General features: G+C 71.9%; 20 protein-coding genes and 2 pseudogenes. 10 read left to right on the top strand and 12 right to left on the bottom strand.

Annotation, left to right across the window (positions count from 1 at the left end; translation table 11 throughout):
• Positions 1-7 precede the first annotated feature (7 nt).
• From ACFY0O_RS33000 to ACFY0O_RS32980, 5 genes are all read right to left on the bottom strand, one after another.
• The gene (locus ACFY0O_RS33000) at positions 8-355 is read right to left on the bottom strand and encodes an STAS domain-containing protein (protein ID WP_388953653.1); all 348 of its coding nucleotides are present in this window, start codon (positions 353-355) and stop codon (positions 8-10) included.
• 186 nt (positions 356-541) lie between these two features.
• The gene (locus ACFY0O_RS32995) at positions 542-2353 is read right to left on the bottom strand and encodes an ABC transporter ATP-binding protein (protein WP_388953651.1); all 1812 of its coding nucleotides are present in this window, start codon (positions 2351-2353) and stop codon (positions 542-544) included.
• Between the two features lie 142 nt (positions 2354-2495).
• Positions 2496-4331, bottom strand: coding sequence for a glycoside hydrolase family 15 protein (locus ACFY0O_RS32990; protein WP_388953648.1), 1836 nt, complete (start codon positions 4329-4331; stop codon positions 2496-2498).
• 83 nt (positions 4332-4414) lie between these two features.
• Positions 4415-5092 carry a response regulator gene (locus ACFY0O_RS32985; RefSeq protein ID WP_388953645.1) on the bottom strand — a complete coding sequence of 226 codons (678 nt, stop codon included), beginning with the start codon at positions 5090-5092 and terminating at the stop codon, positions 4415-4417.
• 8 nt (positions 5093-5100) lie between these two features.
• The gene (locus ACFY0O_RS32980; RefSeq protein ID WP_388953642.1) at positions 5101-6459 is read right to left on the bottom strand and encodes a histidine kinase; all 1359 of its coding nucleotides are present in this window, start codon (positions 6457-6459) and stop codon (positions 5101-5103) included.
• Between the two features lie 429 nt (positions 6460-6888).
• Between ACFY0O_RS32980 and ACFY0O_RS32975 the strand changes: the two genes are divergently transcribed.
• The 5 genes from ACFY0O_RS32975 to ACFY0O_RS32955 all read left to right on the top strand — a co-directional run bounded on the left by ACFY0O_RS32975 (position 6889) and on the right by ACFY0O_RS32955 (position 10361).
• Positions 6889-7323: a MarR family winged helix-turn-helix transcriptional regulator gene (locus tag ACFY0O_RS32975; RefSeq protein ID WP_388953639.1), complete on the top strand. Its 435-nt coding sequence runs from the start codon at positions 6889-6891 to the stop codon at positions 7321-7323.
• A gap of 81 nt (positions 7324-7404) precedes the next feature.
• Positions 7405-7974, top strand: coding sequence for a hydrolase (locus ACFY0O_RS32970; protein ID WP_388953636.1), 570 nt, complete (start codon positions 7405-7407; stop codon positions 7972-7974).
• 131 nt (positions 7975-8105) lie between these two features.
• Positions 8106-8768, top strand: coding sequence for an endonuclease (locus ACFY0O_RS32965; RefSeq protein ID WP_388953634.1), 663 nt, complete (start codon positions 8106-8108; stop codon positions 8766-8768).
• Between the two features lie 181 nt (positions 8769-8949).
• Positions 8950-10143 carry a cytochrome P450 gene (locus tag ACFY0O_RS32960; RefSeq protein ID WP_388953631.1) on the top strand — a complete coding sequence of 398 codons (1194 nt, stop codon included), beginning with the start codon at positions 8950-8952 and terminating at the stop codon, positions 10141-10143.
• Positions 10140-10361, top strand: a complete 222-nt coding sequence (locus tag ACFY0O_RS32955; protein ID WP_388953628.1) for a ferredoxin — start codon at positions 10140-10142, stop codon at positions 10359-10361. Before ACFY0O_RS32960 ends, ACFY0O_RS32955 begins: the two co-directional genes overlap by 4 nt.
• 13 nt (positions 10362-10374) lie before the next feature.
• Here the strand turns inward: ACFY0O_RS32955 and ACFY0O_RS32950 are convergent, their stop codons facing one another.
• Both ACFY0O_RS32950 and ACFY0O_RS32945 read right to left on the bottom strand, forming a co-directional pair.
• Complete coding sequence (locus ACFY0O_RS32950; RefSeq protein ID WP_388953626.1) at positions 10375-12309, bottom strand: amino acid transporter; 1935 nt, start codon at positions 12307-12309, stop codon at positions 10375-10377.
• An 89-nt stretch (positions 12310-12398) separates the two neighbouring features.
• Positions 12399-14342 carry an APC family permease gene (locus ACFY0O_RS32945; protein WP_388953623.1) on the bottom strand — a complete coding sequence of 648 codons (1944 nt, stop codon included), beginning with the start codon at positions 14340-14342 and terminating at the stop codon, positions 12399-12401.
• Positions 14343-14694: 352 nt separating this feature from the next.
• Between ACFY0O_RS32945 and kdpF the strand changes: the two genes are divergently transcribed.
• From kdpF to ACFY0O_RS32925, 4 genes are read left to right on the top strand one after another with little or no spacing between them, the layout of a single operon-like run.
• Entirely contained in the window at positions 14695-14784 is a 90-nt protein-coding gene (gene kdpF / locus ACFY0O_RS32940; RefSeq protein ID WP_045945720.1) for a K(+)-transporting ATPase subunit F, read from the top strand.
• A 6-nt stretch (positions 14785-14790) separates the two neighbouring features.
• The gene (gene kdpA / locus ACFY0O_RS32935) at positions 14791-16455 is read left to right on the top strand and encodes a potassium-transporting ATPase subunit KdpA (protein ID WP_388953619.1); all 1665 of its coding nucleotides are present in this window, start codon (positions 14791-14793) and stop codon (positions 16453-16455) included.
• A complete protein-coding gene (gene kdpB / locus ACFY0O_RS32930; protein ID WP_388953616.1) occupies positions 16452-18590 on the top strand; it encodes a potassium-transporting ATPase subunit KdpB in 2139 nt (712 codons plus the stop codon). Before kdpA ends, kdpB begins: the two co-directional genes overlap by 4 nt.
• A 5-nt stretch (positions 18591-18595) precedes the next feature.
• Positions 18596-19267 carry a potassium-transporting ATPase subunit C gene (locus ACFY0O_RS32925; protein ID WP_388953613.1) on the top strand — a complete coding sequence of 224 codons (672 nt, stop codon included), beginning with the start codon at positions 18596-18598 and terminating at the stop codon, positions 19265-19267.
• A gap of 24 nt (positions 19268-19291) precedes the next feature.
• On the opposite strand, the gene ACFY0O_RS32920 is transcribed toward ACFY0O_RS32925, so the two are convergent.
• From ACFY0O_RS32920 to ACFY0O_RS32900, 5 genes and pseudogenes are all read right to left on the bottom strand, one after another.
• On the bottom strand, positions 19292-19549 hold the full coding sequence (locus ACFY0O_RS32920; protein ID WP_388953610.1) for a hypothetical protein: 258 nt from the start codon (positions 19547-19549) through the stop codon (positions 19292-19294).
• Positions 19522-19992 (bottom strand): annotated as a pseudogene (locus ACFY0O_RS32915) (glycosyltransferase); the annotation flags it as partial. The gene ACFY0O_RS32920 and the pseudogene ACFY0O_RS32915, both read right to left, overlap by 28 nt.
• 82 nt (positions 19993-20074) lie before the next feature.
• Positions 20075-20221 (bottom strand): hypothetical protein, encoded by a 147-nt coding sequence (locus tag ACFY0O_RS32910; RefSeq protein WP_388953763.1) that lies wholly within the window; start codon positions 20219-20221, stop codon positions 20075-20077.
• A gap of 236 nt (positions 20222-20457) precedes the next feature.
• A pseudogene (locus ACFY0O_RS32905) lies at positions 20458-21030 on the bottom strand (polysaccharide deacetylase family protein); the annotation flags it as partial.
• Between the two features lie 17 nt (positions 21031-21047).
• Positions 21048-21500, bottom strand: a complete 453-nt coding sequence (locus ACFY0O_RS32900) for a cellulase N-terminal Ig-like domain-containing protein (protein WP_388953607.1) — start codon at positions 21498-21500, stop codon at positions 21048-21050.
• 377 nt (positions 21501-21877) lie between these two features.
• Between ACFY0O_RS32900 and ACFY0O_RS32895 the strand changes: the two genes are divergently transcribed.
• Positions 21878-23107, top strand: a complete 1230-nt coding sequence (locus tag ACFY0O_RS32895; RefSeq protein WP_388953604.1) for an ATP-grasp domain-containing protein — start codon at positions 21878-21880, stop codon at positions 23105-23107.
• The last annotated feature ends 252 nt before the right edge of the window (positions 23108-23359 follow it).

The following is a 23359-nucleotide window of genomic DNA, read 5'->3' as shown; positions in this document are numbered from 1 at the left end:
CCGGGGCTCAGCCCAGTGCCTGCGTCACGTCGTCGTGGACGGGGAAGACGGCGTCCGCCCCGGTGATGCGGAACATCCGCGCGACCGGCCCGCCGAGTCCGGCCAGCTCCAGGGAGCCGCCGGTCTCCTCGACGGCGATCCGTCCGTGCAGCAGGGCGTTCAGGCCGGTGGAGTCGCAGAACCGGAGTCCCGACATGTCCACCACCAGCCGACCGCCCCGGCCGGCCGCCGCCGCCAGGGCCTGCCGGAGGGGCTCGGCCGTGTCGTGGTCCAGCTCGCCGCCGAGCGTGAGGAGGACCGCCCCGTCCACCGTCCGTACCGCGACGCTGAACCGTTCGTCTTCCGTTCCCGGCATCACCATCCGGCATCACCCTTCCCGCGCGCTTCCCTGCACCTGCCCCGGCACCGGCGCACTATGCATGCATACCCCGTCCGACGCCGGTCCGCCGTGACCGGCCAGGCCGCGGCGAGGGGGCGGCCCGCCGCGTCTCGCCCGAACGGACGCAGCGCCCCCTCCCCCGCTAGCGCAGGTCCGCCCCGGCTAGCGCAGGTCCGCCCCCGCGGGGGTGTCGTCGAGGAAGCCACCCGACTGGTGCTGCCAGAGCCTGGCGTAGGCCCCTTCGGCGGCCAGCAGTTCCTGGTGGGTGCCCTGTTCCACGATCCGGCCGCGGTCCAGGACGACGAGGCGGTCCATCGTGGCGACGGTGCTCAGGCGGTGCGCCACCACCAGCGCGGTCCGGCCCTCCATGAGCCGCCACAGGGCGTCCTGGACGAGGATCTCGCTCTCGGAGTCCAGCGCGCTGGTCGCCTCGTCCAGCAGCAGGACCGGCGCGTCGCGCAGGATGGCCCGGGCGAGGGCGACCCGCTGGCGCTGGCCGCCGGAGAGCTTGATCCCGCGCTCGCCGACCATGGTGTCGAAGCCGTCCGGCAGGGCGTCGGCGAATTCGGTGACGTGCGCCGCCTCGGCCGCGCGGCGGATCTCCGCGTCGGTGGCGTCCGGCCGGGCGAAGGCGATGTTCTCGCGCAGGGTGCGGTGGAACATGGCCGGGTCCTGCGGCACGTAGCCGATCAGGCCGCGCAGGTCGCGCTGGGAGAGCCGGCTGATGTCCTGGCCGCCGATCCGGATCCGCCCGGCGTCGATGTCCGTCATCCGCAGCAGCAGCCGGGTGAGGGTGGTCTTGCCCCCGCCGGACCGGCCGACGAGGCCGATCTTCGAGCCCCCGGCGACGGCCAGGTCCAGGCCGTCGAAGAGCGGCTCGCTGCCGCCCGCGTGGGTGAAGCGCACCCCTTCGAAGGACACGTCGGCGGCCTGGGTCCGCAGCGGCTCCGGGCAGACCGGGTCGATCACCTTCGGCGGGGTCAGCAGCAGTTCGGTGAACTGCGCGGCCTCCGTCATCGAGCTCTCCAGACGGCGGTAGATCTGGTTGAACTCGAACATGATCCGGGTGGCGTTGCCGTAGTAGGTGAAGGCGACGACGACCGCCTCCACCCCGTGGCCGCTGCCGGCGAGCGAGACCGCGAGGAACAGCCCCAGCGCGTTGGTCAGCACGGACATGGGCGCGACGAGGGTGTCGATGCGCAGGTTGCCGTAGTCCCAGGAGCGCAGCATGAGCCGGCGCGACTCCGCGACCCGGGACCGGTGTTCGGCGGCCTCGCGCTCCTCGGCGGCGAAGGCCCGCACCGTGTCCATGTTCATCAGGCTGTCGGCGACGTGGCCCGACACCCGGGCGATCGCCTCCTCCCGCCGGTCGACCAGCGCCTGCCGGCGGCGGATCAGGGGGGCCGCGCCCGCCGCGGTCACCACGATCATCGCCAGCAACCCGACGACGAGCAGCGGATCGTAGCGCCAGAGCACCACCGACCCGAAGACCAGCGGGACCAGCCGCCCCACGATGTTGAAGGTGAGCGCGTCGACGAACTCCTCGAAGCGGGAGGCGAAGCTCAGGACGCGCTTGGTGAGCGAGCCGGCGAAGTTGTCGTGGAAGAACGCGGCGTCCTTGGCGAAGAGTTCGTCCAGACCGATGACGTACAGGCGCTCGACGCCCAGCGCGTCGACCCGGTTGAGGCAGTGCAGCCCCAGGCGCCACATCCCCTCGGAGACGAGGAGGACGACGGCGAAGCCCGCGACGTAGGGGAGCATGGCACCCGTTCGGGTGGCGGCGCCCTCCGAGATCCGCCCGACGAGTTTGGCGACGACGAGCGGCGCCACGTAGTTGATGCCGATGTTGCCCAGCGCCGGGAGCAGCATCGCGGGGGCGGTCCAGCGTTTGAGCCGGGCCAGCTCCCGGCCGTAGTAGCGGAGTGCGAGGAACACCGAGCCCCTGCTCGGCGAACTCTTGGACGATTCTGGCATTCCCGTACCAACCCTGCTGTGTCGGACCGTCAGAGAAGGTTCCGCAGTGTTCCGCAAGGGCGCCCGTACGGTCCATCCGTTTTTCGACCGGTACGGGCATCACGCACTGTAGGTGAACGGATGCGGTGTGCGACAGGGGGCCTCAGGCGCGGCCGGCGCGGTCCAGCTCCTCGTCCAGGGAGAGCGCCGCGGCGATGAGTGCCAGGTGGGTGAACGCCTGCGGGAAGTTGCCCAGTTGCTCGCCGGTCGGTCCGATCTCCTCGGCGAACAGGCCGACGTGGTTGGCGTAGGTGAGCATCTTGTCGAAGGCGTACCGGGCCGCCTGGAGGCGGCCGGCGCGGGCGAGGGCGCCCACGTACAGGAAGGTGCACAGGGAGAAGGTGCCCTCGTCGCCGCTCAGTCCGTCCGGTGACTCCTGCGGGTCGTAGCGGTGCACCAGGCTGTCGGAGACCAGCCCGGCCTCGATCGCGTCGAGGGTGGACAGCCAGCGGCGGTCCCTCGGGGAGATGAAGCCGACCGTGGGCATCAGCAGCAGGGCGGCGTCCAGCACCTCGCCGTCGAAGTGCTGGACGAAGGCGCCGCGGCGCTCGCTCCAGCCCCGCTCCATGATCTGGTGGAAGACCGCGTCCCGTGCGGCGGTCCAGGCGGCCACGTCGGCGGGGCGGGCCAGTTCCGCGGCGAGCCGGATTCCCCGGTCGAAGGCCGACCAGCACATCAGCCGGCTGTAGGTGAAGTCGCGGCGGCCGCCCCGGGTCTCCCAGATGCCCTCGTCGGGCCGGTCCCAGGAGCGGGCGAGCCAGTCGAGGAGGTCGCTCAGGTTCCGCCAGCCGTCGTACCCGGCCAGCCGGGCCAGGTCCGCGGCGTGGCTGAGGGCGAACACGGCCTCGCCGTAGATGTCGAGCTGGAGCTGCCCGGCCGCCCCGTTGCCGAGCCGTACGGGAGCGGATCCCCGGTACCCCTCCAGGTGTCCGAGCACCTGCTCCTCCAGGCGTGGGTCGCCGTCGACCCGGTACATGATCTGCAGCGGCTCGCCGGTCACCGTCCCGCCCCTGTGGACGCGGGCCCCCAGCCAGCGCCGGAACGCCTCGGCCTCGTCTTCGAGCCCCAGGTCGAGCAGGGCCTTGACCGACAGCGAGGCGTCGCGCACCCAGGTGTAGCGGTAGTCCCAGTTCCGCTCCCCGCCGATCCGTTCGGGCAGGCCCATCGTGACGGCGGCCACGGGGGCGCCCGTCGGGGCGTACGTCATCAGCTTGAGGGTGATCGCCGAACGGTTGACCATCTGCTGCCAGCGGCCCCGGTAGCGGCTGCGGCTCAGCCAGCGGTGCCAGTGGTCGTAGGTGGACCGGAACGCCCGGCGCAGTTCCTCCTCGGTCATCGGCTCGGGCGTCCCGGCGGCGGGGTCGTGGCAGACCGTCAGCACGGCCGCCGCGAGCCCGCCCTGCCCCAGCTCCGCCTCCCCCCGGACTCCCGGTCCGTCCTGCCACATCCGCGCCGGACCGCTGAGCTGGAGGAACGCCGAGACCTCCGGTCCGCCGAACCGTGCCGTGTCCGCCTCCACCGCCAGGTGGTGCCCGGCGCGCCCGTAGTCGAAGGCGGGCCGGCAGTCGATGCGGAACCGGACGGTGCCGCGGGTGACGCGCATGATGCGGATGATCCGGTGCCGGTCGTCGGGCGCCTCGGCCTCCCCCAGGGGCATGAAGTCGACGACCTCGCCGACCCCGTCGCCGGTCATGAACCGGGTGACGAGGACGGCGGTGTCGGCCAGGTACAGCTGCCGGGTGACGGGGTCCCGTGCCTCGGCCGCGATGGCGAAGTGTCCGCCGCGCTCGTGGTCGAGGAGGGAGGCGAAGAGGCTGGGCGCGTCGAAGCGCGGGGCGCAGAACCAGTCGAGCACGCCTTCGGAGGTGACCAGGGCGGCCGTGCGCAGGTCCCCGATCAGCCCGTGGTCCCCGATCGGTGGATATCGGCGTCGGCGCATGGCGCTCCCTCCACGGGCGGGACCGGCCGGTCCTCCTCCCACGCTACGGTCACGGCCGCCGCCGGGCATCCGGCGGCGGAGGCTCAGTCGGTTTCGCCGGCCTTGACCAGCCCGCTCTCGTACGCGAACACGATCGCCTGGGCCCGGTCGCGGGCCGAGATCTTGTCGAGGATCCGGCCCACGTGGGTCTTCACCGTCTGCTCGGCCAGGAACAGCTCCCCGGCGATCTCGGCGTTCGACCGGCCCCGGGCGATCTGGACGAGGACCTCGGTCTCGCGCGGGGTCAGCCCGTGCAGCCGGCCCTCGGCGGGCCGGGCCGGGGGGCGGCTGCGGACGAAGCCCTCGATCAGGCGGCGGGTGACCCGGGGCGACAGCAGCGCCTCCCCTGCCGCGACGACCCGTACGGCCCGGATCAGGTCGGCGGGCGGGGCGTCCTTGAGCAGGAAGCCGCTGGCCCCGGCGGCCAGCGCGTCGTACACGTAGTCGTCGATGTCGAAGGTGGTCAGCATCAGGACGCGGGGCCGGTGCCCGGTCCCCGGCGGCGGGGCCATCAGGCGGCGCGTGGCCTCCAGGCCGTCCAGGACCGGCATCCGCACGTCCATGAGGACGACGTCGGGGCGGTGCGCGGCGCAGAGCTCGATGCCCTGTTGGCCGTCGCCCGCCTCGCCCACCACCTCGATGTCGGGCTGTGCGTTCAACAGGGCGCCGAAGCCCGCACGGATCATGGCCTGGTCGTCGACGATGAGCACGCTGATGGTCACGGCGGTCCTCAGGAAGTCGGGGTCGCGGTCGGGGCCGGGGGCCGCTCCGGCGCCCGGGAGGCCGGCGCCGGGGGCACGGGCAGGGGCGCGGGCAGGGGCTCGGGAACGGGCAGGACCGCGGCGACCCGGAAGCCGCCCTCGGGGAGGGGCTCGGCGGTGAAGTCGCCGTCGAGCATGGCGACCCGCTCCCGCATGCCGACCAGGCCGTGGCCGCCGGCCCGTGGCTCGACGGGCTCCGCGGCCCGACGGCCCCGCGGTGCTGGCTCGTTGACGACGCCGATGTGCAGCGCGGCCCCGCCCTGCCGGACCCGGACGTCCACCCGGGCGCCCGGCGCGTGGCGCACCACGTTGCTCAACGCCTCCTGGACCAGGCGGTAGGCGGACAGCCCGACCGCCGCGGGCAGCTCGCCGATCCGGCCGTCCAGGTCCAGCCGGACGTCGACCCCGCCGCGGCGCGTGGTCTCCACGAGGGCGGGCAGGTCCTGGAGGCCGGGCTGCGGGGTGTTCTCGCCGTCCGGGGACTCCTCGTTGCGCAGGACGTGCAGCAGGCGGCGCATCTCCGCCAGTGAGCGGCGCGCTTCGGCGGCTATCGCACCGAACTCCTCGGCGGCGCCGGGCGAGACGTCGGCCACGCGGTAGGGGGCGCTGTCGGCCTGCACGGTGATCACGGACATGTGGTGCGCGACCACGTCGTGGAGTTCGCGGGCTATGCGGGCCCGCTCCTCCAGAAGGGAGGCCCTGGCCTCCTCGGCGGCGCCGCGCTCCTCGGCCAGGGCGAGGCGGGCCTGGACGTCGCCGCGGCCGCGGACGGCGTTCACCGTGATGGCGGCGACCGCGAGGATGACGGTCGGCGGCAGCAGCGCGAGCCAGCCGCCGTGCCGCGGGACCAGCACGGCCAGGACGGCCCCGGCGGCGAGCACCTCCAGCCACATGGCCAGGATCGCGCGGCGGGAGGCCCTCAGGCCGACGATGGTGAGCGTCGCCGTGAGGGCGAGCACGGAGGTCACGGCCCAGGGCCAGGGCTCCGCCGGGGAGGAGGGCCGGTGCAGGGCGGCGACCGCCACCGTCACGACGAGCTGCGCGCACCAGGCCGTGCGGGGGCGGCTGAGGGACAGGACGACGGGGACGACGCGGGCGACGGTCAGGGCCATGGCCGGGCCGTAGCCCAGGCGGTAGTGCTGGGCGAGGTCCAGGGTGCCGGCGAAGCAGAGCGTCACCGCCAGGAGCCAGACCAGCGCGGTCAGGGTCCGCCGTCCGCGCGGGCCGCCCGGGAAGGGGATCGACGGCCGCGCCAGATCGCCCCACACGGCGGCGCCCAAGTCGGCCGGGAGGGAACGGAGTCGGCGCTCCGGAAAGCTGATCTTCATCGGGATCATCGTACGGCGGCGGCGGGGGTCCAGACCGGGGTCACAGCTGGTGGGTCCACGCGATGAACAGCATCCCACCGGCCGCGGACCGCAGGCCGACCCCGAAGTGCGCCGGCCAGGCCCCGGCCAGGGCCGGTCCGCGCGGCCGGATCCGGCCCGGCGGAACGGGCCCGCCGGCGCCGTGCCGCCTCGGGCCGGGCCTGCGCGGCAGCGGTGGCGGTGGTGGTGCGGCGCGGCGCGATGGCAGCCATGATCTTTCCCCACTCTCGGGCCGGCCCCTCTGCCGACACCGAAGAATCTAGGTTCCGGCCCCCGCCCGCCGCGTCCCTCCGCAGCGCCAATCAACCCCCTACCCAGGTAGGGGGGCCTCGCGGCCAAGATAGCAAGCCAACCTTGGCAGTTTGACTGTTTGACCTTTATGCTCCAGCCATGGGCGACGACCGGGGACTGCACGAGACGGCCGAGGAACTGCACCTGGCCGTGAGTCTGCTGGTGCGGCAGATGCGCGCGGCCTCCGCGTCCGGGGAGGTGACCCTGTCGCAGACGTCCGTGCTCAAGCGTCTGGACCGGGAAGGACCGATGACCGCCACCGACCTGGCCAAGGCGGAACGGATCCGCCCCCAGTCGGTCATCGCCACGGTCAACGCCCTGCAGGCCGGGGGGTACGTGGAGCGCGCCGCGGACCCCACCGACGGACGCCGCCGGTACATCGCCCTGACCGCCCGGGGGCGCGGCTTCCTGCACGACCGCAAGGCCGCGGGGCACGGGCGGCTCGCCGCGCTGATGGCCGAGCGCCTGACCGGACCCGAACAGCGGACCATCGCCGAGGCGGCCGCCCTGCTGCGGCGGCTGGCCGAGGACTGACCACGACACCCCGGCAGGCCGCCCCCGCACCGCACGCCCCGGCGGGCCACCGCCGGGAGCCGAACCACGGAGGAGTCACCCATGTCCGATCTCAGCCTCGACCGCCACACCGCCCTGGTCCTGATCGACCTCCAGCAGGGCATCCTGGGCCTGCCCACCGTCACCCCGGCCGACCGCGTCCTGGCACAGGGGATCCGGCTCGCCGAGGCCTTCCGCGCCCGGCGGCTGCCGGTCGTGCTGGTCAAGGTCGCCTGGTCCCCCGACGGCGGTGACCTGCCCCGCGGCCGCACCGAACGCCCGGGCCCCACCGCCGCGCCGCCGGCCGAGTTCTCCGCGTTCCCTCCCGGGCTCGCCGGCGACGGCGACATCGTGGTCACCAAGCGCCACTGGGGCGCGTTCACCGGCACCGAGCTCGACCTGCAACTGCGCCGCCGCGGCGTCACCGGGATCGTGCTGGGCGGGATCTCCACCAGCATCGGCGTGGAATCCACCGCCCGCTCGGCCTGGGAGCACAGCTACGAGCTGACCTTCGCCGAGGACGCCACCACCGACACCGACGCCGACTCCCACGCCCACACCTTCGGCAAGATCTTCCCCCGGCTCGGCCGGATCGGAACCACGGACGAGATCATCACCGCCCTCGACGCCTGACCCACCGGGAGTCCGCCCGCGGACCCGGCCGCCGCCCCGTGCACGCGCCGCCCGTCGATCACGGGCGGATGGGCGCGGCCAAGCCGGGTAGCCGCGTCGGTGGGACGCCCCGACGGCGTGAGGAGGGCGCGATGACGGCCGGCACCACGACGGCGCGACGGCGCACGACCGTTCGGCGCCTGCTGGACGCCTACGGGCGGACGCACGCCGAGGAGGCCGGGATCAGGCTGCGGGACACGCCCGCGCCCCTCTACCAGCTGCTCACCCTCTGCGTGCTGTTCTCGGTGCGGATCAAGGCCGACATCGCGGTGGCCGCGGCCCGCGAGCTGTTCGCCGCCGGGATGCGCACACCGCGGGCGATGGCGGACGCCTCCTGGCAGGACCGGGTGGACGCGCTCGGCCGCGCGCACTACCGCCGCTACGACGAGAGCACGGCCACCGCGCTGGGCGACGGGGCCGCGCTCGTCCTCGACCGGTACCGGGGGGACCTGCGCCGGCTCCGCGAGGCGGCGGACGGCGAACCGGAGCGGATCCGCGCGCTGCTGCGGGAGGTCCCGCGGATCGGCCCGGTGGGGGCGGACATCTTCTACCGTGAGGCCCAGGCCGTGTGGCCCGGGCTGCGCCCCTCCTTCGACGAGCGCGCCCGCGCGGCCGCCGCCGGGCTCGGGCTGCCGTCCTCGGCCGAGGGTCTCGCGCGCCTGGTGGATGCCGAGGCCCTGCCGACGCTGGCCGCGGCCCTGGTGCGGTTCGACCTGTCGGGGGACACCGCCGACGGGCTCCTGGGAACCGGCTGACGCACCCATTGCCTTCACCGTCATCCATTGCAACGCGGCGTTGCATTCGGCGGCAGGGCCATTGCACCAATTTACCGCGATCTACCTGCACATACGCACGCAGGCCGTTGACTGCATACTGAATGCAACGTAGCTTTCGAGGGACAGAAAACGCGTCATATCGCGAGATGAGGAAAGCGTCATGAGCGAGTCCCCGCACACGGTCGAGGCGATGCCGACGGAACGCCGGCCCGGGTGCCCCTTCGACCCTCCGGCCGAGCTGAGCGAGGCCCAACGGCACGGCCCCATCAGCCGCTTCACCCACGCCGGAGGGAAGCCCGGCTGGCTGATCACCGGGTACGACCTGGTCCGGTCGGTGCTGGCGGACCGCCGCTTCAGCTCGCGCAAGGAGCTGATGAACATCGTCGACTTCGAGCTCCCCCCGGCCCCGCCCGGCGAGTTCCTCCTGATGGACGAGCCGCAGCACGGCCGCTACCGGGGGCCCCTGGTGGGGAAGTTCACCGTGCGGCGGATGCGGATGCTGACCGAGCGCATCGAGCAGATCACCTCCGAGTGCCTGGACGCCATGGAGGCGGCGGGGCCTTCGGCGGACCTGGTGACCGCGTTCGCCAAGCCGATCCCCACCATCGTGATCTGCGAGATCCTCGGCGTCCCCTACGAGGACCGCGCCTCCTTCCAGGAGCAGATCGACACGTTCATGGGCGGGGAGGTCGGCGACGAGGAGCTGATCGCCGCCTACACCGCCACCCAGGAGTACCTGGCGCGGCTGGTGGCGGCCAAGCGGGCCGCCCCCACCGACGACGTGCTGAGCGAGCTCACCGACAGCGACCTGACGGACGAGGAGCTCAAGGGGATCAGCCTCATCCTGCTGGCGGCCGGCTTCGACACCACCGCGAACATGCTCTCCCTGGGCACGTTCGCCCTGCTGAGCAACCCGGAGCAGCTGGCCGCCCTGCGCGCCGACCCCTCGCTCACCGACGGGGCGGTGGAGGAGCTGCTGCGGTACCTGAGCGTCGCCAAGACCTTCCACCGCACGGCGCTGGAGGACGTCGAGGTGGGCGGCCAGACCATCGAGGCCGGCACGACGGTCGTGCTGTCGTTCAACACCGCCAACCGCGACCCCGCCCGCTTCACCGACCCGGACGCGCTCGACATCCGGCGCCCGCACGACGGCCACCTGGCCTTCAGCCACGGCATCCACCAGTGCCTGGGCCAGCAACTGGCCCGCGTCGAGATGCGGGTGGCGTTCCGCGCGCTGCTCGACCGCTTCCCCACGCTGCGCCTGGCCGTACCGGCCGACGAGGTCCGCCTGCGCCCGGAGACCGCCGACATCTACGGCGTCAAGAGCCTGCCGGTCGCCTGGGAACCGCGGTGAGCCCGGCCCGCCTGGACGTCGACCGCGCACGCTGCATCGGCGCCGGGATGTGCGCCATGACCGCCCCCGACGTCTTCGACCAGGACGACGCGGACGGCCTGGTGGTCCTGCTGGAGGCCGAGCCCGCCGGCACCCGCCTCACGGCCGCCCGCATGGCCGCCGGCCTGTGTCCCTCCGGCGCGATCACCCTCGGCGAGCCGGCGTCCGGACCCTCTTGAGGAGTCCGGGGGGTCAGCCGGCGTGGACGTGGGGGCGGCGGCTGCGGTCCGGTTCGGCCTCCCGGATGACCTCGCGGGTGACGGGGGCGACCTCGCCCTGGCCGAAGAGGAAGAACCGGAAGAAGTTGGCCATCGGGTTGCCCTCGGTCCACTCGAAGTAGATGTGGGGCCGCTGGCCGGTCTCGTCGCGGACGTGCAGCAGGAAGGCGGCGAGGGCGTTGGGGATGGAGGAGCTCTCCAGGGTCAGGACGCGGTAGCGGTCGTGCAGGACTTCTCCGCGCACCCGCATGCCGGACTCGAACTCGGACGCGTCCAGGACCGTGACCTCGACGAACATCACGTCGTCTTCGGCCGGGATGTCGTTGTCCGCGCGGATCTGCGCCTTCTTCTGCCGATACTCCTCGAAGTCCCGGTTGTCGGGCTCGTTGGCGATGAACCGGATCGTGCGGTTGGCGGTGTCGCGGATGAACCGCTCGGCCATGTCGTCGAACTCGATGTGCGTGACGCGCAGCTCGAAGACGCGGGCGAGGCGGGAGAGGAGCGAGAGGGCCATGATGCCGGCGATGAAGCAGGCGCCGATCTTCACGCCGTCGGGGCGTTCGGCGACGTTGACGGCGGTGGTGTAAATGAAGACGGCGGAGATGATCCCGAAGCCGATGGTCCAGCCGCGCTCGCCGGCCTTGCGGGCGGCGATGGTCACGGCGACGGCGGCCGAGGTGATCAGGACCAGGACACCGGTGGCGTAGGCGCCGCCCTGGGCGTCGACGTCGGCGTCGAAGAGCCAGGTCACCAGGAAGGCGACCAGCGTGAAGACGATCACCATCGGGCGCAGGGCACGGGCCCAGTGCGGGGCCATCCCGTAGCGGGGCAGGTAGCGCGGCATCAGGTTGAGCAGGCCCGCCATGGCCGAGGCGCCGGCGAACCAGAGGATGCAGATGGTGGAGACGTCGTAGACGGTGCCGAACGCGGAGCCCAGGTGCTCGTGGGCCAGGTACGCGAGGGCGCGGCCGTTGGCCTCGCCGCCCGCCTTGAACGCGTCGGCGGGGATCAGCAGCGTGGTGACGAAGCTGCTGGTGATGAGGAAGACGCTCATGATCACGGCGGCCGTGGTCAGCAGCTTCTTCGTGCCCCGGATCCGGCCGGCGGGCTTCGCCTCGGCGTCGTCGGGAGAGCCCTGGACGTGCGGCATGACCGCGACGCCGGTCTCGAAGCCGGACAGGCCGAGCGCCAGCTTGGGGAAGACGACCAGGGCGATGGCGATCATCATGAACGGGTTGCCGTGCTCGGTGATCAGCGCCTGCTTCCAGTCGGTGATCACGTGCGGTTCGTTGACGACCTGCCACAGGCCGACGGCGATGACGACGACGTTCAGGGCGAGGTAGGAGAACACCAGCACCACGGCCACCCCGATGGCCTCACTGAAGCCCTTCAGGAACACGCCGCCCAGCAGGGCGATCAGGATGAGGGTGATCAGCACCTGGTGGCCGTTGAGCGTGCTGGTCAGGTGCGGGTTCTCGACCATGTGGGCGGTGGCGTCGGCCGCCGACAGGGTGATGGTGATCAGGAAGTCGGTGGCCGCGAACCCGAGCAGGGTCAGGACGAACAGCTTGCCCTTCCAGAACGACAGCAGCCGCTCCAGCATGGCGATCGAGCCCTCGCCGTGCGGGCTCTCCTCCGCCACCCGGCGGTAGACGGGCAGCGCCCCCAGCAGGGTCAGCACCACCAGCACGATCGTCGCCAGCGGCGACAGCAGCCCGGCGGCCAGCGCGGCGATGCCGGGCTGGTAGCCGAGGGTGGAGAAGTAGTCGAGACCGGTCAGGCACATGACCCGCCACCAGGGGCGCCCCTCGTGCGCGGTCTCCGGTTGCTGCTGCTGTTTGTGACGCTGGTCGGTCAAGCCTTCCAGCAGCCACGCGCGCAGGCGCGAGCTGCGGGCAGGGGTGGCCATCGTGGGGGTGCTCCTGTCGTACGGCACGGATTCAGCCATCGACCTCGACGGCCGGGCCAGCGTACGCAGCGGAGACTCGGCCGATACGTCTATAGCCTCGTCCGACGAAATCCTGACGCGTCTTTAACGCCCTTCCTTCCGGTGGCGTAGTCCACGTCGGCGGGCGACGGCCCGGTGTCGGCGGTGACGCGGAAGCGGAGCCGGCAGATCACCGCGTCGGTGTCCCGGCGTACGGCGTGGGCGACGACCGAGCCGCGCTGGTTCTGCAGGAGCCGCTGCCACAGCCGCTCCGGCTCGGTCTCCGGGATCAGGACGGTGACCTGGGCGCCCGGCCGCTGCTCCGTCAGCCCGCGTACGCATCCGGCCACCGGGCGGCCCAGGGAACGCGTCGGTGAGGGGAGTTCGACGAGCTCGACGCCCGGGTCCCACAGTTCCCAGTCGCGGCGCAGCGCCTCGGCGGCCGCGCGGTCCTCGGGGGCCGGGTGCGTGACGGTCACGGCCAGGACCTGGTCGCCGAGCGAGCGGGCCGCGGTCAGCGCGCGGCACGTCAGCAGGGACAGCCCGGACACCGGAACGACCACGAGCGAGTGGGAACGCCGCGGGAACTGCGGGAGGCGGCCCAGCTCCAGGCGCTCGCCGATCAGCCCGTACGTGCGGTGCACCTTCTCGAAGGCGAGGACGAGCAGCGGCAGCGCGACGACGATCAGCCAGGCGCCCTCGCTGAACCTGGTCGCGGTCACCACGACCGCGCAGACGCCCGTCAGGAGCGCTCCGAAGCCGTTGAGAGCGGCCTTCCCCGGCCAGCCCGCCGGGCGCTCCAGCACCCAGTGCCGGACCATGCCGACCTGGCAGAGGGTGAAGCCCACGAACACGCCGATGGCGAAGAGCGGAACGATCGCGTTGGCGTCGCCGCCCGAGAAGACGAGCAGCACGGCCGAGACCAGGGCCAGCCAGACGACCCCGTGCCGGTGGACCTGCCGGTCGGCCTTCAGGGCGAAGACGTGCGGCAGGAAGTTGTCCCGCGCGAGCAGGCCCATCAGGACGGGCAGACCGCCGAAGGAGGTGTTGGCGGCGAGGGCCAGCAGTACCGCGGTCGCGAACTGGACGACGTAGAAGGCGGCGTTGTGGCCGAAGGCGGCGTCGGCGAGCTGGGCGAGGACGGTGACGCCCTCGACCGGCTGGAGGTGGAAGCGGCCGATCAGGACCGACAGGCCTATGAGCATCACGCCGAGCAGGGCGCCGAGGGCGGCCTCCGTGCGCCGGGCCCGGCGGGCGGCGGGGGCCCGGAAGGACGGCACGGCATTGGCCACGGCTTCGACGCCGGTGAGCGCGGAGCAGCCGGCGGCGAACGCCTTGAGCAGGAGCAGCGCGCCGACGGTGGTGGCGCCCTCGCCGAGGGCCGAGGCGTGCCCGGCGGCGGTCTCGGTCGAGACCGGCCCGTCCCGGAACAGGCCCACGGTGATCATGGCGAGGATCGAGCCGACGAAGACGGCGGTGGGGACCAGGAACGCCTTTGCGGAGTCCACCACCCCGCGCAGGTTGACGGCGGTGACCAGGACCAGCACACCCAGGCAGATCCACGGCCGGTCCCCGTAGAGCGCCGGGAAGGCCGAGGTCAGCGCCGCCACGCCCGCCGTGACGGAGACCGCCACGTTGAGCACGTAGTCGAGGATCAGCGAGGCCGCCGCGACCAGGCTGGTACGCCGGCCCAGGTGCCTCTTGGCGACGGCGTAGGAGCCGCCGCCGTCCGGGAAGGCGGCGATGACCTGGCGGTACGAGGCGACCAGGACGGCCAGCAGCGCGGCGATGGCCAGGGTGACGGGAAGGGTGAAGCCGAGGCCGTACGCACCGGCGGCGGCGAGGACGAGCACGATGGACTCGGGCCCGTAGGCCACGGAGGCCATGGCGTCCAGCGACAGGGCGGCCAAGCCCTGGAGCGCGGTCAGCTTGTGCCGCTCCCCGTCCTCCTCCGGAAGCTCCTCCTGGCCCGGCCCCCGTCCCGCGGACGCCGGTTCTCCTGTGCGTATGGCCATGTCGCCGTGTTCCTCCGAAGTGGGCAAAGTGAGGACAGCGTCGAAGCCCCGGACCACGACGGCCGGCCGTCCTGGCGGGATCCATACGCCCGTGCCGCTCCTCTTCACGCAGTCCATACGCGGGATGCGGCCCGCCGTCAGGGACGCGTCAAGGGATCCCCTGCGCGCGTATGGAGCTCATCAAGGCGTCTTAACGCGGCCCCCGCCGCAGGGTTTGCTCGTTCTCGGCCAGTCCGGCCGATTCCGTCTCATCACTTCATCAGGAGCTCACGATGGCCGATCCGGCCTTCGTCGTCACCACGGTCGCGGTCTTCGCGCTGGTGGCTCTCATCGCCCGGGGGGTGGCGAAGCTGTGACCGTCGAGAACATCGTCGGCCTCCTCGTCGCCGTCGCCCTGCTCGGGTACCTCGTCCTCGCCCTCGTCAAGCCGGAGAGGTTCTGAGCCGACATGAGTCCCCAGATCGCGGGTGTGCTCCAGCTGCTCGCCCTGATCGCCGCCCTGGCCCTGGCCTACCGCCCGCTCGGCGACCACATGGCCAAGGTCTACTCCTCCGAGAGGCACTACCGCCCGGAGAAGTGGATCTACAAGGCCATCGGCGCGGACCCCGCCACGGAGATGCGCTGGCCCGCCTACCTGCGCGGCGTCCTCGCCTTCTCCGCGGTGAGCGTCCTGTTCCTCTACGCCATGCAGCGCCTGCAGGGCGTCCTGCCCGGCTCGCTCGGGTTCCGGTCGATCGACCCGGACCAGGCGTTCAACACCGCTGCCTCCTTCGTGGCGAACACCAACTGGCAGTCCTACGCGGGCGAGCAGGCCATGGGCCACGTCGTGCAGACGGGCGGGCTGGCGGTGCAGAACTTCGTCTCCGCCGCCGTCGGCATGGCCGTCGCCGTCGCCCTCGTCCGCGGCTTCGCCCGCTCGCGCACCGGCGAACTCGGCAACTTCTGGGCCGACCTGGTACGCGGCACCGTCCGCATCCTGCTGCCCATCGCCGTGCTCGGCGCCATCGTCCTCGTCGCCTGCGGCGCGATCCAGAACTTCGCCGGGATCCACGAGGTCGGCCAGTTCACGGGCGGCACCCAGCAGTGGAACGGGGGCGCGGTCGCCTCCCAGGAGGTCATCAAGGAACTCGGCACCAACGGCGGCGGCTACTTCAACGCCAACTCCGCCCACCCCTTCGAGAACCCGACCCCCTTCTCGAACCTCTTCGAGGTCTTCCTGATCCTCGTCATCCCCTTCGCGCTCACGCGGACGTTCGGCCGGATGGTCGGGAACCTGCGCCAGGGCTACGCGATCCTGGCGACGATGGCCGTCATCTGGCTCGGCTTCACCGCCCTGATGATGTGGACCGAGTTCGCCCACCACGGCCCGGCCCTCCAGGCCGCGGGCGGGGCGATGGAGGGCAAGGAGACCCGCTTCGGCATCGGCGCCTCCGCGATCTTCTCCGTCGCCACCACGCTCACCTCCACGGGCGCGGTCAACTCCTTCCACTCCTCCTTCACGGGACTCGGCGGCGGCATCCAGCTGCTGGGCATGCAGCTCGGCGAGATCGCGCCCGGCGGCGTCGGCTCCGGCCTCTACGGCATGCTCGTCATGGCGATCATCGCCGTGTTCATCGCCGGTCTCATGGTGGGCCGCACTCCCGAGTACCTGGGCAAGAAGATCAGCACCCGCGAGATCAAGTTCGCGGCCTGCTACATCCTGATCACCCCGGCGCTCGTGCTCTGCTTCACGGCCGCGGCCATGGCCCTGCCCACCCCGCCCCACTCCATGCTCAACTCCGGTGCGCACGGCTTCTCCGAGGTCCTCTACGCGTACACCTCCGGCGCGAACAACAACGGCTCCGCCTTCGCCGGCCTGAACGCCGACACCCAGTGGTACAACTCCACGATCGGCCTCGCCATGCTCCTGGGCCGCTTCCTGCCCATGGTCTTCGTCCTCGCCCTGGCCGGCTCCCTGGCCGAGCAGAAGCCCGTGCCGGAGACGGCGGGCACCCTGCGCACCGACAAGCCCCTCTACGCCGGCCTGCTGGTCGGCACGATCGTCATCATCACCGGTCTGACCTACTTCCCCGCGCTCGCGCTCGGACCGCTCGCCGAAGGACTGGCGTCATGACCTCCGACACCACGAAGCAGGAGGACGTCATGCCGACCGTGACTCCGACCCGCGCTCCGCACCAGGACGCGCCCACCGGCCACACGCCCGAGGGCAGCCGCGTCGGCGGCGGGCTGTTCGATCCGAAGCAGCTGCTCACGTCCTTCCCGGACGCCGTGCGCAAGCTCGACCCCCGGGTGATGGTCAAGTCTCCGGTCATGTTCGTCGTGTTGGTCGGCTCGGTGGTCACCACCGCGCTCGCGCTCACGGATCCGACGGACTGGTTCGGCTGGGCCATCACCGCCTGGCTGTGGCTGACCACGATCTTCGCCAACCTCGCCGAGGCCGTCGCCGAGGGCCGCGGCAAAGCCCAGGCCGACACCCTCCGCAAGGCCAAGACCGACACCGTCGCCCGCCGCCTCACCACGGGCGGCAGGGCGGAGGAACAGGTCCCGGGCACCGAGCTGAAGATCGGCGACCTGGTGGTCTGCGAGGCCGGCGACATCATCCCCGGCGACGGTGACGTCGTCGAAGGTGTCGCCTCCGTGGACGAGTCCGCCATCACCGGCGAATCCGCCCCCGTCATCCGGGAGTCCGGCGGTGACCGCAGCGCGGTGACCGGTGGCACCAAGGTCCTGTCCGACCGGATCGTCGTCAAGATCACCACCAAGCCCGGTGAGACCTTCATCGACCGCATGATCAGCCTGGTCGAGGGCGCCGCCCGGCAGAAGACACCCAACGAGATCGCCCTCAACATCCTCCTGGCGTCCCTCACCATCGTCTTCCTGCTGGCCGTGGTCACCCTCCAGCCCTTCGCCGTCTACGCCGGCGCCAAGCAGTCGATGATCGTGCTGACCGCCCTGCTGGTCTGCCTCATCCCCACCACCATCGGCGCCCTGCTCTCCGCCATCGGCATCGCCGGCATGGACCGCCTCGTCCAGCGCAACGTCCTGGCCATGTCGGGCCGCGCCGTCGAGGCCGCCGGCGACGTGTCCACCCTGCTGCTCGACAAGACCGGCACCATCACCCTCGGCAACCGCCAGGCCGCCGAGTTCGTGGCCGTCAAGGGCACCGCGCAGGCGGCACTCGCCGATGCCGCCCAGCTGTCCTCCCTCGCCGACCAGACCCCCGAGGGTCGTTCCATCGTCGTCCTGGCCAAGGAGAAGTACGGGCTGCGCGAACGCCACCAGGGCGAACTGGCCCACGCCACGTGGATCGGGTTCACCGCCCAGACCCGCATGTCGGGTGTGGACGTCGACGGCCGCAAGATCCGCAAGGGCGCCGCCGGCTCGGTCATCGCCTGGGTCACCGCCCAGGGCGGCCACGTCACCGACGAGGCCAGCACGCTGGCCGACACCGTCTCCCAGGCCGGCGGCACCCCCCTCCTCGTCGCCGTCGAGGACGCCGACGGCGCCCGCGTGCTGGGTGTGATCCACCTCAAGGACGTGGTCAAGGAGGGCATGCGCGAGCGGTTCGACGAGCTGCGCCGCATGGGCATCAAGACCGTCATGATCACCGGAGACAACCCTCTCACCGCGAAGGCCATCGCCGAGGAGGCCGGCGTGGACGACTTCCTCGCCGAGGCCACGCCCGAGGACAAGATGGCCCTCATCAAGCGCGAGCAGGCCGGCGGCAAGCTCGTCGCGATGACCGGCGACGGCACCAACGACGCCCCCGCGCTCGCGCAGGCGGACGTCGGCGTGGCGATGAACACGGGCACCTCGGCCGCCAAGGAGGCCGGCAACATGGTCGACCTCGACTCCGACCCGACCAAACTCATCGAGATCGTCGAGATCGGCAAGCAGCTCCTCATCACCCGGGGCGCCCTCACCACGTTCTCCATCGCCAACGACGTCGCCAAGTACTTCGCGATCATCCCGGCCATGTTCGCCGTGGTCTACCCGGGCCTCGACAAGCTCAACATCATGGGCCTGCACTCCCCCGAGTCCGCGATCCTCTCCGCCGTCATCTTCAACGCCCTGATCATCGTCGCCCTCGTCCCCCTCGCCCTCAAGGGCGTCCGATACAAACCCACCAGCGCCGACAAGATGCTCCGCCGCAACCTCGGCGTCTACGGACTCGGCGGCCTGATCGCGCCGTTCATCGGCATCAAGCTCATCGACCTGCTCATCTCCCTCATCCCCGGAATCGGCTGACCCACATGAACAACTCAGTAGCCGGCACGGCACGTCTGCTCGGCGCGGGCCTGCGCGCCCTGCTCGCCTTGACGATCGTGTGCGGCGTGCTCTACCCGCTCGCCGTGACCGGGATCGCCCAGGCCCTCTTCCACGACAAGGCCAACGGCTCCGAAATCAAGGACAAGAGCGGCAACGTCGTCGGCTCCTCCCTCATCGGGCAGACCTACGACCTGCCCAAGCGGAACCCCGACGACCCCGAGGAGGCCGCCAAGCCCGACCTCACGTGGTTCCAGCCGCGGCCCTCCGCCGGTCTCGGCGCCAACAGCGTCAACACCCGGTACTCGCTGCTCCTCTCCGGCGCCACCAACAAGGCCGCCGACAACCCCGAGCTCGTCGCCATGGTCGAGGCCGCCAAGGCGGCCGTGATCGCCGACAACTCCACGGCCGACTACGAGGTCAGGGCCGAGGACGTGCCCGCGGACGCGGTCACCTCCTCCGGCTCCGGCCTGGACCCGAACATCTCCCCCGCGTACGCGCGGCTCCAGGTCCACCGGGTGGCCCAGAAGAACGGACTGTCCGTCAAGCAGGTCGAGGAGCTGGTGAAGGACCACACCGAGGGACGTGAGCTCGGCTTCATGGGCGAGCCCCGTGTCAACGTGCTGGAGCTCAACACCGCCCTCAAGGCACTGTCCTGAGGACAAGGTCCGGGCCCGTCCGGGTCACCTGATCACCGAGCCCGGCATGGGCTGCCGCTCCGAACCCTGAACAGTCGTGAGCTCCTGGGCCCGTGGCGCCACTGGGGGCCCACCGTTGGCGAGGGCGTGGAGGGTGACCAGCCACAGGTGGCGCAGGCTGTCCCCGTCCTGGCACAGGGCGTGTGCGGCGAGGGCGAGTTGGGCGAGGCAGAACGTGGCCCAGGCGACGGCCGGGGCCGCGGCCCTGCCCGTCGTCAGCCCGTAGAGGGCGACGGCGTCCATGAGGGGCGCGGCGAGCGGGAGGAGGAGTGGAACAGGACCAGGTACGGCAGGGTGCGTCGGCCCAGGCGGCCGCCGATGCCGGCCTCCCGCACGGCGTGGCGGTGTTTCCAGAGGGACTGGAGGGTGCCGTAGGCCCAGCGGTGGCGCTGGTGCCACAGGTCGCGGACGGTGGCGGGGACGTGGGGGAGGCCGTGTGCCCCGCTGCGGTACACGACGCGCCGGCCCTGGCGGCACAGGGCCATGGCGATGTCGGTGTCCTCGGCGAGGGTGTCGGGGCTGATGTCGCCGCAGGAGGCCAGGGCCGCCCGCCGGAAGGCGCCGATGGCGCCGGGGGCGATGACGGTGTCCGCGTCGACCATGAGGATCACGTCATGGGCGGCGTGCGCGACGCCTGCGTTCAGTGCGGCGGGCTTGCCCCGGTTCGGCTGGGTCACCACCCACACCCGCGGGTCCGCCACGCGCCGGGGCGGCTGCCTCCGTGCCGTTGGTGGATCCGTCGTCGACCACGACCACGTCGATCTCGGGTCAGACGCCGTCCAGGAGCGTGCGCACGCAGGCGGCGATGGTCGCCTCCTCGTTGTGGGCGGGGACGACGGCGGAGACCGGCGGGCGCCGTGCCCGGGGCGGGAGGGTCCGCGGGGAGGAGCGCCGCCGGTGCACTCCCGAGGCCACGGCGAGCAGGGCCAGTCGGGCGGCCGTGAGCAGGGCGACCGCGCCCAGCAGCCGGCCGATGACGGCGGGAAGGGCGACCGCCGTGTTGACGAGGGCGATCGAGGCCGTCGTGCGTGGACAGGACGTTCAGGTAGCCGAGTTCGCCAGTGCGCGGCACCGCCTGCCAGTCGCGGTTGGTGGCGGCGTCCGGCATGGACGAGTACGGCGGGCGCAGGAGCGTGGTGCTGGTACCGGGTGGCCCCGGCCAGGACGGCTCGGCTGGCGGCGAGTTCCAGGCGCATCCGCCGGTCGGGGGTGGTGGCGAGGTCCGTGTGGGTGAAGGTGCGCAGACCCACCTCGTGCCCGGCGGCGGTCTGCGCGCGGACCAGTTCGGGGTGCCGGGCGACGTGTTCGCCGGTCACGAAGAACGTCGCGGGGACCTTCTCGGCTGCCAGGATCCGCAGGATCTGCGGGGTCCAGGCGGGGTCGGGGCCGTCGTCGAAGGTGAGCGCGACCGTCCGTCGGGGGATGTCGAGGCTGACGGGCCCGCCCGTGCGCGCGTCGAGCACGGGTCCGCCCGCCGTGACGGCAGGCGGTACGCGGTCGTCCGGTCCGCCGTCGCGTCCGCCTCGCCCGTCGGCGCCTCCGCGGAGGACCGACGTGGCGATGAAGAGCAGCTGGACCACCGCGTAGGCGGCCGTGTGCGTGAACTTCAGGAAGTCCCCGGCATCGAACCACCCGCCCGACACGTCGACCGGACCGCCGACCGCGGCCAGGTCCCTGTCCTCCAGCGAGGCGCCGTCGGCGCTGAAGCGGGGTGTGGCGTACACGGTCGCATGCCGGTCGCTCAGGTGGGAGGCTTCCGGTGCAGGACGTCCGCGACGACCTCCGCTCCGTCGCGCTGGGCCTGGAAGAACCGGACGTTCTGCTCGACGAGCGGAACCATCAGCTCCCGGGCCGGGGCCACCCGGAAGGGGGGCGAGACCCCGGCCGCGGTACCGGTGAGGCTCAGCCGGTACGTCCCGGGTGCGGTGAGCGCGGACAGGTGCGCCCTGTGCACGGAAGGGAAGCGCTGGTTCCAACTCCTCGTCCGGGGCCCGACCTTCCCCGTCAGAACGGAGCGACCCCGGCCGTCGAGCACCGCGAACCCCGCCCCGGCCAGCGCGTCGCCCGGTCCCATGAGCACGGCGGTCTTGACCCCGTCCGCCACGTACCCCGCCTGGTCGACGCGGACGACCGCCTCACCGGCCTGAGGGCCGCCGGTCCAAGCGATCGGATCGCAGCCGACGACGGCGGCCACGGCACACCCAACTCTGGCAGCCCGCCCACCAGGAGACCCGAACGCCGCTCCGACGGCCCACGCATTCTTCACCCTCCTCGGAGCTTGCGATTTCGAACTCGTTGGAAGCGGAACTTCGCCGGTCAACGGTTACGGAACACCGTCAACAAAGCGAACAATTTCCACCGTCACCTCGCTTTTCCCAGCAGGTAAGAGGCTTGCACGGGCGTGAACCCCGGCTGAACTCGGCGAACTCCTTGGGTCGTCGCTTCGGCTGTGCTAGCCTCGCCAGCGGCTCACAGGAGAGCGGTCTGAGACGGGGGATGATCGTGACACGGGGGCGTGTGCTGGTCATTGGGGACAGCATCCGATTAGTTTCGAAGGCGAAGTCCGCTGGTGTGACCATCGCCTATCTGCAAAAGCCTTCACAATTCGACCCGGCGCTGATTCCACACTGCGAGCAGCTCGCCCTGGTGGATTACCAGCATGTGCCCAGCGCCGTCGCGATGGCCACCGCACTGCACCGGATCGCGCCGATCACACGGATCGTCACGCAGACCGAGGCGGCACAGCTGGTCGCCGGCCATCTCACCGACATCCTGGGAATTCCCGGCACCTCGGAACGGTGCGCCCGACTGCTGCACGACAAGGCCGCGATGCGGACACTGCTGAACGAGCAGGGCATCGGGCCCGTTCCCTACGCGGTCAATCCCACGCAGGCGGGACTCCGTGCGTTCGTCGCCTCCCACGGGGCGTCCGTCGTCAAGCCGACCAAGGGCTCGGGCAGCCTGGGAGTGCGCCGAATCGAGACGGCCGAGGACGTCGACAGGGTGTGGGCCTGGTGCCAGGAGTTCGAACTCGGTGAATTCCAGGTCGAGAAGCTCCTGGTCGGTCCCGAACTGAGCGTGGAGGCCTTTTCGGAGGCCGGGCGGCATACGATCATCGCCGTGACCGCCAAGGAGACCGACGGCGGCACGGTGGAGCTCGGCCACGTCACTCCGGCACCCCTGGAAGCGGATCAGCTCGACCGGGTCCGCGAGTTGACCGTACGGCTCCTCGACGCCGCCGGTCTCGAGGACGGCCCGTCGCACACGGAGATCATCCTCACCGACGAAGGACCTCGGATCGTCGAGTCCCACACCCGCCGTGGCGGTGACCGGATCAACGATCTCGTCAGGATGGTCTACGGCGTCGACATGGAGGAGGCCACCTACCGCCTCGTCGGCGAGGGCGCCCCGCTCGAGGGGCATCTGCACCCCGCGCGGGGCGCGGCCGCCATCCGTTTCCTGACCGCGGCCCCGGGGGTCGTCACCTCCGTCACCGGCTTGGAGGCCGCGCGCGCCGTCGACGGCGTGGTCGAGGTATCGGTGAACGTCGAGGCCGGTTCCACGGTGTCCGAACTCCGCTGGTCGGACGATCGATGCGGGCATGTCATCGTCCGTGCCGACGACGCCGACACCGCCGCTCGCCTGGCCCGCAAGGTCGCTGGGCACATCTCGATCGATACCGAGCCCGTCAAGGACGACTGTCCCGGCCCCGACGTGGCGGCACCGGACACGCTCAGCTCGATCCTGCGTCCGTACGACGAGGTCTTCGACCCGTTCGACGGGGCCGAGAGCGCGTCCTAGCCGCGATCGATCGGGGATCCGCCCCTCCGGCCGGGTCCCGTCGGATCAGCTCCCGCCGTCTCGAACGCTGGGAGAGCCGGGCTGGTCGTCGCGCCCCGACGCGGACGTCCCCGTTCCGCCTCCCGACGGACACGGCACCGCACCGAGCGCGCGTCCGGAACAGGGCGCACCGGTCCACGTGCGGCAGGACGCCGATCCCCCTTGCATCCACATCACTCGTCACGCAACCAGTGGTCACTGTCCCGATTTTGG

The organism is Streptomyces sp. NPDC001594 (assembly GCF_042893675.1).
GTDB lineage: Bacteria > Actinomycetota > Actinomycetes > Streptomycetales > Streptomycetaceae > Streptomyces.
The sequence above is the reverse complement of the archived record's forward strand: the minus strand, read 5'-3'. Positions and strand labels throughout refer to the sequence as shown.